Here is a 10,842-nt window from a genome sequence, read left to right on the forward strand (position 1 = left end):
GAGACGAATGAAATTTTCAATTGATAGGGATGCCCTATTAAAACCACTTCAGTTGGTTTGTGGCGCAGTAGAAAGACGCCATAACTTGCCAATTTTATCTAATCTACTTGTTGAAGTTAGTGAGGGCTCACTTAAGCTTACAGGTACGGACTTAGAGGTTGAGCTTGTCGGTCAAGCTCCCATCCAAGGTGAAGTTGAAGTGGGACGCACCACAGTTCCGGCTAAAAAATTATTAGATATTGTTAAATCTCTTCCTGAGCAAGTTGAAATTAAAATTGAGCAGCAAGAGAACAAATGGTTATTACGCTCAGGCCGTAGTCGTTTTTCACTGGCGACCTTGCCAGCATCAGATTATCCCAATGTTGAAGCGTTTGAAGCTGAAATTGAATTTAGCTTAAAGCAGGGCACTTTGAAGTCGATTATTGACTCGACACAATTTTCAATGGCAAACCAAGATGTGCGTTATTATCTAAATGGCTTGTTATTTGAAACCGCAGGTAACACCTTAAAGGCCATTGCCACAGACGGTCATCGCTTAGCATTAAGTCATCGTCAAATAGAAACCAGCTTACCTGAGAAGCAAGTGATTGTGCCGCGTAAAGGCGTGGTTGAAATGGCGCGTTTACTTGAAAGTGAAGACAGTGATATTACCATTGCGATTGGTGATAGTGCGATTCGTGCGATTACTGCCAATGCGGTATTCACCAGTAAATTAGTCGATGGTCGTTTCCCTGATTATCGCCGCGTATTACCTAAAGGCGGCACCAAAATTGTGGTGGCTAGCCGTAATCAATTAAAACAAGCGTTAACCCGTGCTTCTATTTTGTCGAATGAGAAGTTTAGAGGTGTGCGTATTCAGCTTGAGCCGGGATTATTGCGCATTACCGCCAATAACCCGGAGCAAGAAGAAGCAGAAGAGATTATCGATGTTGAATACAACTCAGATAACCTAGAAATTGGCTTTAACGTCAGCTATCTATTGGACGTATTAAATAATTTAGCCAGTGATGATGTTAGAATTACCTTAATAGACGGTAACTCAAGCGCACTAATTGAAAACCACGCAGAAGAAGACTCTATGTACGTGGTTATGCCAATGCGCTTATAAGTAAATAGTCGCTTAAACTTGATTAAGCGCCGTTTAACTATAACGTTTTACCCCAAGAAGGTGCTACATTAAGGCACCTTCTTTCGTTTCACTCTTTTTAAATTAGGGTCTGTTTATTTTCCATGAGTTTAACCCGCCTCAATATCGAACATTTCCGAAATATTTTGTCAGCGACATTAGCGCCAAGTGATGGGCTTAATTTAATTTATGGTGAAAATGGCAGTGGTAAAACCAGCATTTTAGAAGCCATTTATTTTCTCGGTATGGGGCGTTCGTTTCGTAGCCATCTGTCCCAGCGGGTTATCAATATTGAGCAAGATCAACTGACCTTGTTTGCCAAGCTCGAAATGCCTAATGGCGAAGCTAAATTAGGCCTTAGACGGTTCCGCAATGGCGACATTGATGTTAAATTTAATGGCGATAACGTGAAGCGATTATCGGTATTAGCTGAGACGTTACCTATTCAAGTTATCACCCCTGAAAGTTTTTCTTTACTATTTGAAGGCCCAAAAGCACGCCGGCAGTTTATCGACTGGGGAGCTTTTCATGCTGACAGTCATTTTTATACGGCATGGGTGAATACCAGAAGAATTTTAAAGCAAAGAAATCAGCTTCTTAGAGATGGAGCCTCTTACACCAATATACAATTTTGGGATAAGGAATTGGTGCGTTATGCTGAGCAGGTTACTTCGATACGAAATCAATATGTGGACTCGTTAAATGAGCTACTTAAGGGTATAATCGAAGAGTTTTTACCACGGGTTGATATTAAGGTTTCCTTTACCCGTGGCTGGGATAGCAAAACGGAATTTGCCGAGTTACTTAAAACTCAATATCACCGAGATTTAGCATCGGGAAATACCGGCAGTGGACCACATAAAGCGGATTTACGATTACGCGTTGGCAGCTTACCGGTACAGGATGCGTTATCCCGAGGACAGTTAAAATTATTAGTCTGTGCACTGCGCCTTGCACAGGGTAAATTGCTTCAAAAACAGCAAAACAAGCATAGTATTTACCTAGTGGATGATCTTCCATCTGAGTTAGATGCTCAGCATAGGCAACTATTACTAAAACAGTTAACCGAAACCGGTGCACAAATTTTTGTCACAGCGATTGATCCTGTTGCAATAGTCGATTCGCTGGCTAGCCCACCAAGTAAGATGTTTCATGTGGAACATGGGCAAGTCACGGTAGTTGAATAAAAACGAGAGAGAAATATGTCAGAGAATAGTTATGATTCTTCGAGTATTAAGGTTTTAAAAGGCCTTGATGCTGTTCGTAAGAGACCAGGGATGTACATCGGCGATACTGACGATGGTACAGGTCTTCATCACATGGTATTCGAAGTGGTCGATAACTCTATCGATGAAGCCTTAGCAGGCCACTGTAGTGACATTACTATCACCATTCATTCAGATGGCTCGGTATCAGTACAAGATGATGGCCGTGGTATTCCTGTAGAGGTTCATGAAGAAGAAGGTGTGTCCGCTGCCGAAGTTATTATGACGGTACTTCATGCCGGTGGTAAGTTTGATGATAACTCTTATAAAGTATCAGGTGGCTTACACGGTGTTGGTGTTTCGGTTGTAAACGCATTATCTGAAAAACTGCAAATGACCATTCGTCGTAACGGTAAAGTTTACGAGCAGTTTTATTCAATGGGTGTACCTGATACGCCAATCACCCCAGTGGGTGAATCAGAAAAAACCGGTACTTCAATCCGTTTCTGGCCAAGCAGTGAAACATTCTCAGATGTGCTATTCCACTTTGACATCTTGGCTAAACGTGTTCGTGAATTATCATTCTTGAACTCAGGTGTGGGTATCCGTTTAGTTGATGAACGTGATGGCCGTGATGAATTCTTTAAATACGAAGGCGGCATCAGTGCTTTCGTTGATTACCTTAACCTCAATAAAACGCCGGTGAATAAAGAGGTTTTCCACTTTACTCAAGAGCGTGAAGACGGCATTACCGTTGAAGTGGCAATGCAGTGGAATGACGGTTATCAAGAAAAGATTTTCTGTTTTACCAATAACATCCCACAACGTGATGGCGGTACTCACTTAGCGGGTTTCCGGGGGGCATTAACCCGTAACTTAAATAACTATATGGAGCGTGAAGGTTTCAATAAAAAAGGTAAAACCAATGCAACGGGTGATGATGCTCGTGAAGGGTTAACCGCGGTTATTTCAGTAAAAGTGCCAGATCCTAAATTCAGTTCACAAACTAAAGACAAGTTAGTGTCGAGTGAAGTGAAAGGTGCGGTTGAACAAACAATGGGTGAGCAATTAAATGATTACCTATTAGAAAACCCAACGTATGCAAAATTAATTGTTGGTAAAATCGTTGATGCGGCACGTGCTCGTGAAGCGGCGCGTAAAGCCCGTGAAATGACCCGTCGTAAAGGCGCATTAGATTTAGGTGGTTTGCCAGGTAAGCTTGCTGATTGCCAAGAGAAAGACCCTGGGCTTTCTGAAATATACATAGTGGAAGGGGACTCTGCTGGCGGATCAGCCAAGCAGGGACGTAACCGTAAAAACCAAGCTATTCTTCCGCTAAAAGGTAAAATTCTTAACGTTGAAAAAGCACGTTTCGATAAAATGTTATCTTCTCAAGAGGTCGCGACGCTGATCACTGCATTAGGTTGTGGTATTGGCCGTGATGATTATGATCCTGAGAAAACCCGTTATCACAACATCATCATCATGACCGATGCTGACGTCGATGGCTCGCACATTCGTACGCTGCTGTTGACTTTCTTCTTCCGTCAAATGCCAGAGTTGATTGAACGTGGTTACATCTATATTGCTCAACCACCTTTATTTAAAGTTAAAAAAGGTAAGCAAGAGCAGTACCTAAAAGATGAGCCAGCACTAACGGAATACTTAACCACTCAAGCGTTAGATGGTACTCATATTTACCCTTCTGCGGGTGCACCAGGTATGACAGGTGAGCCACTAGAGCGTTTAGTGAGCCAGTATCGTGAGGTTGAAGCGGTTATTGAGCGTTTAACTAAGCGTTACCCAACGGTTATTTGTAACCGTATGCTTTACCACCCAGCACTGAACAATGAAATGCTGGCTGACGAAGCACAAATGAAGCAGTGGTGTGATGCCTTTGTCGCTGACCTTATTGAGATTGAAACTGACGGCGTTATTTATAACATTGAACCACAATTAGATCCTGAGCGTCAGGTATACCTACCAAGCCTAACAATCCGTAAGCATGGTATTGATACTAACTACGTATTTAGTTACGACTTCTTCCAATCAAATGATTACCAACGTATTGCTAAGTTAGGCTCAGCATTAGACGGTATGATTGAAGAAGGCGGCTATGTTAAACGTGGCGAGCGTATGAAAGAAGTTGATAGCTTCTTAGAGGCGCTTGATTGGACTATGTCTGAAGCTAAACGTGGTTTGTACATCCAACGTTATAAAGGATTGGGTGAAATGAACCCTGAGCAATTGTGGGAAACTACAATGGATCCTGAAACTCGTCGTATGCTACAAGTCACCATTGAAGATGCCGTAGGCGCTGATCAATTGTTTACTTGTTTGATGGGCGATCAAGTTGAACCGCGTCGTGACTTCATTGAAACTAACGCGCTAAACGTTGCTAACTTAGACGTGTAGTCGAGTTTAAAATACATTAAATGGGTGCCTTAAGGCGCCCATTTTTTTATCGGTAATCTCTACAAACTCATCTTGTCACTGTTGTATATTTACCTGAAGTGTAGGTAATTTATTGTGTTTAAAAAGCTATTCAATAAGATTTTTAATTTAAGACCGGCCGTTGAGGTCAAACAAGCCAAAGCATTAAATGAGCAGCATTCATTGCTATCGGCTAACACCCAAGAGTCAAGCGCTACAGACTCGAAACTGTGCTCTAGTAACTCATATGTAAGGCAAACTAAATCATACTTAAGCAACTCAAGTGAAACACCAGAAGAGGCGCAACAAATAGATTTGTCGGCGCTGTTTTATAGTCTACTTTTTCCTATGAGTAGCCATAAAACTGGTGGCATGGCTAATAATCTTGAACGTAGCATATTAGCCGAAATCGACATCGCTTTTAGTGCACCTCAAGATATTGCTGCCAAGGTGTTAAAACTGCCAAGGCGCATAACCGAGCTTGACCATAAACTATCCCAAGATGAGATTGAAACCAAACAAGTACTGCAGTTAATTGAGCAAGATCCGGTACTGAGCGTCGAAGTATTAAAGTTATGCAACTCAAGTGCTTTTAAGCGTTCAGGCAAAGATATTACTAATCTACACCAAGCTATTGTGCAGTTAGGGCGAGCGCAATTACGTCAGTTTGTTCGCAGTTGTTTAGTGAAAGAAATGATTGATATTAAGCCGATTTACTTTAGGCGTTTTGGCGCTGAAATTTGGCGTCATTCAATGCAAGTGGCTTTTATTGCCAGTGACTTAGCTGAAGAAGATGCTGATACGGTGTTTTTACTGGGATTACTTCATGATGTTGGCAAAATCGCCATTTTCAAAATGCTGCTGGATGCCTTTGAAAAAGCCGAGCCGGGTGAACAGCCAAGTTCGGCATTGTTTAAGCAAGTGATGACCACTAAGTCGTTAGGGCTAAGTGTGTTACTGGCGAAGCATTGGCAGCTGCCAGCACAGTTTGAGTTTCAGCTAGCACAATTAGCTAATTCTGATTATCGTCCAACAGACATGATGGCATTGGCTGTATGGCGGGCAAATATCATCAGTGAGTGTTCTATGTTGCGGCAAAAAGATAAACTTGAACAAGATGATTTACAGCAGCTATTGCAGCAAGTCGGTTTGAATCAATCTGAGTTTGATGTTTTCCATCAAAAACTGATTAGCTTTTAATATTTGATTCGAAGTCTTCATTTAAAATTAATCATGAGGCTTTAAAAATCAGCCAATAAAAAACGCGCTTAACTGATGTTAAAGCGCGTTTTTTTACAACTTAATAGGGTTAACTATTATTGTAGTAGTGAGATATCTGCAGCATGTAAGAATTGCTCACGCAGGCTATTTAGTAATGCTAAGCGGTTATTCTTAAGGGCTTCATCATCAGCCATTACCATGACACCTTCAAAGAAGGCATCAACGCTTTCACGCAGGTTCGCCAGTAATGCTAACGCTTCTTGGTAGTTTGCCGCAGCAAATAATGGCGCAAGCTGTGGTTGCAGTTCAGCTAACTTTTCAGCTAATGCTTTCTCAGCAGGTTCAACCAATAAACTGGCATCAATGCTAGTGGCAGTCTCGCCTTCAACTTTGGCTAGAATGTTAGAAACACGCTTGTTAGCTGCAGCTAAAGCAGAGGCTTGCTCTAACGTTCTGAAGTGCGCCACAGCTTTAATACGGCTTTCAAAGTCAGCCGGTGCAGTAGGCTTACGTGCCAGCACTGCAAGAATAACGTCAACGCTGACGCCTTGATCTTGATACCAAGAGCGGAAACGACCCATGAAGAATTCAAGCACTTGCTCAGACACATTGTCTTTAGTGAGGTTTTCACCGTGTAATTGTTTTGCTTTATCAATTAAATCAACTAAGTCTAATGGCAAGTTGTTTTCTAAACAAATACGTAAAATACCAATCGCTGCACGACGCAGTGCGAATGGATCTGCAGCACCCTTAGGGGCTTGGCCAATACCGAAAATACCCACTAAGGTATCAAGCTTTTCAGCTAGCGCGACACAGATTGAAATAGGTGCAGTAGGCACGGTATCGCCAGAGAACTTTGGCTTGTATTGTTCAGCTAAAGCAACTGCGACAGCTTCAGTTTCACCATTTAAGCGTGCATAGTGCATGCCCATAGTGCCTTGAAGATCAGTAAACTCCATCACCATATTGGTCATTAAGTCTGACTTAGACAGTAAACCTGCACGGCTCGCTTCTTCGCTGTTGGCATCAATGCTGGTGGCAATAAAACCGGCTATTGCAGAGATACGTTCAACACGTTGTTTAATCGTGCCTAATTGCTTTTGGAATACAACCGTTTCTAAGCTAGCAAGGCGCGCTTCTAATGACTCTTTCTTATCTGTTTCAAAGAAGAACTCAGCATCAGCTAAACGAGGACGAACTACTTTTTCGTTACCTGAAATAATCTGCTGTGGATCTTTAGATTCGATATTAGTCACGAAGATAAAGTTTGGTAGCAACTGGCCGGCTTTATCAAATACAGGGAAGTATTTCTGATCGCCTTTCATGGTGTAAACCAAGGCTTCAGCCGGTACGTCTAAAAACTTTTCTTCAAAGTTAGCGGTGAGTACCACAGGCCACTCAACCAAAGAGGTGACTTCTTCAAGTAAGTCATCTTCAAGTTCTGCAACACCGCCAATGTCTTTGGCTGCAGCTTCAGCGTTAGTCTTGATTATATCTTTACGACGTTGGTAATCAGCTAAAACCTTACCTTGCTGCTCAAGAGCGGCTAAGTAGTTGTCAGCATGATCTAACTCGAAGGTATCAACGCCCATGAAGCGGTGACCACGAATAGTACGTGCTGATTTGATACCTAACAATTCACCATCAACTAACTCATCACCTAATAGCATAGTAACGGTATGAACCGGACGGATAAATTGTGTGGTGTTACTTCCCCAGCGCATTGGCTTAGGAATTGGTAACTTATCTAATGCTTTTTGCGCCATGGCTGCGATCAGTGATTTAGTTTCTACGCCAACCACTTTAGCTTGGTGTAATAACCATTCGCCTTTATCTGTTTTCAAGCGCTCAGCTTGTTCCACAGTGATGCCGTTACCACGAGCCCAGCCCATAGCTGCTTTCGTTGGGTTGCCATCAGCATCAAATGCTTGGGCAACAGCAGGGCCACGTTTTTCAACGACTTTGTCAGCTTGAGCTACAGCAAGTTGTTCAATGCTAATAGCTAAACGGCGCGGCGCAGCGTACCAAGTGGCTTTTTCAAAGGCCAACTCAGCTTTGGTTAGCTCTTCGCTGAAGTTAGCTAAAAATGATTCAGCTAATTTACGTAATGCTTTTGGCGGTAATTCTTCAGTACCCACTTCAATGAGTAAGTTTTCAACATTCATTCTATTTACCTCTACTTACACATTGGGAAACCAAGCGCTTCACGGGCTTGGTAGTAAGACTCTGCAACACCTTTGGCCATAGTACGTACACGTAAAATATAACGTTGACGTTCAGTAACCGAAATCGCGTGGCGAGCATCAAGTAAGTTAAAGGCATGAGATGCTTTCATTACTTGTTCGTATGCAGGAAGAGGCAATGGCTTTTCAAGGTCAAGTAAATGCTGACAAGCGACTTCACAATCATCAAACTGCTTGAATAGTACTTCTACATTGGCGTGTTCAAAGTTATAGGTTGATTGTTCAACTTCGTTCTGATGGAAAATATCACCATACATCACTTTACCCATTGGACCGTCTGTCCATACTAGGTCATATACGCTATCAACTTCTTGGATATACATCGCAAGACGTTCAAGGCCGTAAGTGATTTCACCAGTTACAGGCTTACACTCTAAACCGCCCACTTGTTGGAAGTAGGTAAATTGCGATACTTCCATACCGTTTAACCAAACTTCCCAACCTAGACCCCAAGCTCCTAATGTAGGTGATTCCCAGTTGTCTTCTACGAAGCGAACATCATGGACGCCCATATCTACGCCTAGTGCTTCTAAAGAGCCAAGGTATAGCTCTTGAATATTGCTAGGAGAAGGCTTAAGCACTACTTGAAATTGATAGTAGTGTTGTAGACGGTTAGGGTTTTCACCGTAACGGCCATCGGTAGGGCGACGACATGGCTGAACATAAGCACTACTCATAGGCTCTGGGCCTAATGAGCGCAAGAATGTCATTGGGTGGAATGTACCAGCGCCAACTTCCATGTCTAATGGTTGAACTATTGCGCAACCTTGCTGCGCCCAGAATTCCTGCAGGGTCATAATAAAGCCCTGGAATGTTTTTACGTCGTGTTTCGTCGTCATGTCCGCTTATCTACTGGTTAGGCTATAAATAGAAAATGGTTTTGATTATACCTTGTAGATAAAGGCTTATGTAGGTTATTTTTTAACGTAGAGATTAAAAATAGTAAAGGACTCAATAAATGGTTCAACAACGTTGTGGTTGGGTCAGTGATGACCCTATTTATCAAGACTATCATGACAATGTTTGGGGGCGGCCTGTTTATGATCCCATCGAGTTATTTGAAAAGCTTTGCTTGGATGGTCAGCAAGCAGGATTATCTTGGATCACCATTTTAAAGAAGCAACACAATTACCAAGCTTTGTTTGCCAATTTTGATCCAAAAGTGATTGCCACATTCGATGATGCCAAAGTCGAAGAATTACTATTAAACCCTGGAATTATCAGGAACCGTCTAAAGGTTAATTCTATTATTCGAAATGCCAAAGCCTATTTGGCCTTTGTTGAGCAGGGCAATGACTTTTCAGAATTTCTTTGGGAGTTTGTCGGAGGTGAGCCGAAAATTAATCACTTCGCGACTATGTCAGAAGTGCCAGCGCAAACGCCTGAATCTGAAGCCATGTCCAAAGCCTTAAAAAAACTCGGTTTTAATTTTGTCGGGCCGACAATTTGTTATGCATTTATGCAAGCGGTAGGGATGATTAATGACCATACAACAGATTGTTTTTGTTATAAGTATAAATTGCCAAATATATAAATCTATTGTATTTTTTGTACTCAATATTAACTCAACAAGGAGAGTTGACTATGAGTGCTTTTGGAAACCGTAATTATAATGTTGATAATGCTATTAAAGAACCAGTTATTTATTTAGCAAAATTAATGCAACTAGACAAACATCTAACCCTCATTCGGAATAATAAAGAAAAAGTTTTACCAATTTTATCCGGGGTATTACTTTATAGGCAGCTACAAAGAAATGAAAAAAATAGAGTTTTACCAATGGCTAAGAGCTTGGGTGACCCTGTTTTCCTCTATTCAATTCAAACTCTTATTGCACAGAATATAGCAAATCCAAATTGGAATAAGTGGTGTCTATCAGATACAGAGCTAAGGGCTTTTTTCGACAATAATAGAACATTGAGCAGTTTCATTAGTTCGTGGTTTTTTACTATAGAACCAAAGCTAGAAGTTAGCTGGTTGGTTCCAGCATTATTTGGAGTTTCTATGACTGGTTTTAAAGGCTGGGTTACAGAAGCTTCTGGTGTGTCAATCGTCAATGGGCTATCAAATAAAACAGGTATGAGCATTACAAAGAGCGGCGTTAGTACTGTCACAAAATCCTTTGTTTTAGTGACAATTTTAGCGAGTGTAATGAAAGGCTTAACTGACTCTGATTTGAAGGGATTACAAGAAGAGTTGCTGAATAGAGGCTTATTGACCACAGAGGACTTGTAATGATTGCATGGTGTTTTGCTTATATTGTTAGTTTAGTTATTTTACATGGGCATAGCGCTTCGTGTTTTAGGGCTATTCGTTCTGAGGAGACTCTTAGCAAGTCAGCTTTTATTGGTGTAGGTATAGGTTTTTATCTTTGTCTTTTAAGTTTGAGCACTGTCGTTATTAGCCATATGTCATTACTTGAAAATGACTTTAAAATTTTTATGATGGTGATAGGTGGGGTGCCAATATTTATATCAGTACTTTTTGCCTATCTATTTAGGTTTAAAGAAGAAAGGAAGGGAACTCAAAGGGGGATGTACTTTTAGTATATTTTTATTTAGGCCTACCATTTTACTTTACACATAATCTAAAGGGATGTTCCACGTGGAACATC

The 10,842-nt window shown here is 41.4% G+C and carries 9 protein-coding genes; 7 read left to right on the forward strand and 2 right to left on the reverse strand.

From position 1 onward, the window contains the following. Positions 1-7: 7 nt before the first annotated feature. The 4 genes from dnaN to BCU91_RS16190 all read left to right on the forward strand — a co-directional run bounded on the left by dnaN (position 8) and on the right by BCU91_RS16190 (position 5,964). On the forward strand, positions 8-1,108 hold the full coding sequence (gene dnaN, locus BCU91_RS16175; protein WP_102436412.1) for a DNA polymerase III subunit beta: 1,101 nt from the start codon (positions 8-10) through the stop codon (positions 1,106-1,108). Positions 1,109-1,230: 122 nt separating this feature from the next. Beyond that, positions 1,231-2,313: a DNA replication/repair protein RecF gene (recF, locus tag BCU91_RS16180; protein WP_102475866.1), complete on the forward strand. Its 1,083-nt coding sequence runs from the start codon at positions 1,231-1,233 to the stop codon at positions 2,311-2,313. A gap of 15 nt (positions 2,314-2,328) precedes the next feature. Beyond that, positions 2,329-4,746, forward strand: coding sequence for a DNA topoisomerase (ATP-hydrolyzing) subunit B (gene gyrB, locus BCU91_RS16185; RefSeq protein ID WP_102436416.1), 2,418 nt, complete (start codon positions 2,329-2,331; stop codon positions 4,744-4,746). A 114-nt stretch (positions 4,747-4,860) separates the two neighbouring features. Beyond that, on the forward strand, positions 4,861-5,964 hold the full coding sequence (locus BCU91_RS16190; RefSeq protein WP_102531912.1) for an HDOD domain-containing protein: 1,104 nt from the start codon (positions 4,861-4,863) through the stop codon (positions 5,962-5,964). A 116-nt stretch (positions 5,965-6,080) separates the two neighbouring features. On the opposite strand, the gene glyS is transcribed toward BCU91_RS16190, so the two are convergent. Continuing rightward, the gene (gene glyS / locus BCU91_RS16195) at positions 6,081-8,150 is read right to left on the reverse strand and encodes a glycine--tRNA ligase subunit beta (RefSeq protein WP_102475868.1); all 2,070 of its coding nucleotides are present in this window, start codon (positions 8,148-8,150) and stop codon (positions 6,081-6,083) included. Positions 8,151-8,161: 11 nt separating this feature from the next. Next, a complete protein-coding gene (gene glyQ / locus BCU91_RS16200) occupies positions 8,162-9,067 on the reverse strand; it encodes a glycine--tRNA ligase subunit alpha (RefSeq protein ID WP_102436422.1) in 906 nt (301 codons plus the stop codon). 119 nt (positions 9,068-9,186) lie between these two features. On the opposite strand from glyQ, the gene BCU91_RS16205 reads away from it, so the two are divergent. The 3 genes from BCU91_RS16205 to BCU91_RS16215 are packed head-to-tail and all read left to right on the forward strand — an operon-like array spanning position 9,187 to position 10,774. Continuing rightward, positions 9,187-9,762: a DNA-3-methyladenine glycosylase I gene (locus tag BCU91_RS16205; RefSeq protein WP_102531913.1), complete on the forward strand. Its 576-nt coding sequence runs from the start codon at positions 9,187-9,189 to the stop codon at positions 9,760-9,762. 50 nt (positions 9,763-9,812) lie between these two features. Then, positions 9,813-10,463, forward strand: a complete 651-nt coding sequence (locus BCU91_RS16210; protein ID WP_102531914.1) for a hypothetical protein — start codon at positions 9,813-9,815, stop codon at positions 10,461-10,463. Continuing rightward, a complete protein-coding gene (locus tag BCU91_RS16215) occupies positions 10,463-10,774 on the forward strand; it encodes a hypothetical protein (protein ID WP_102531915.1) in 312 nt (103 codons plus the stop codon). The genes BCU91_RS16210 and BCU91_RS16215 overlap by 1 nt, the downstream gene beginning before the upstream one ends. The last annotated feature ends 68 nt before the right edge of the window (positions 10,775-10,842 follow it).

The sequence above is a fragment of the Shewanella sp. 10N.286.52.B9 genome (assembly GCF_002873635.1).
GTDB lineage: Bacteria > Pseudomonadota > Gammaproteobacteria > Enterobacterales > Shewanellaceae > Shewanella.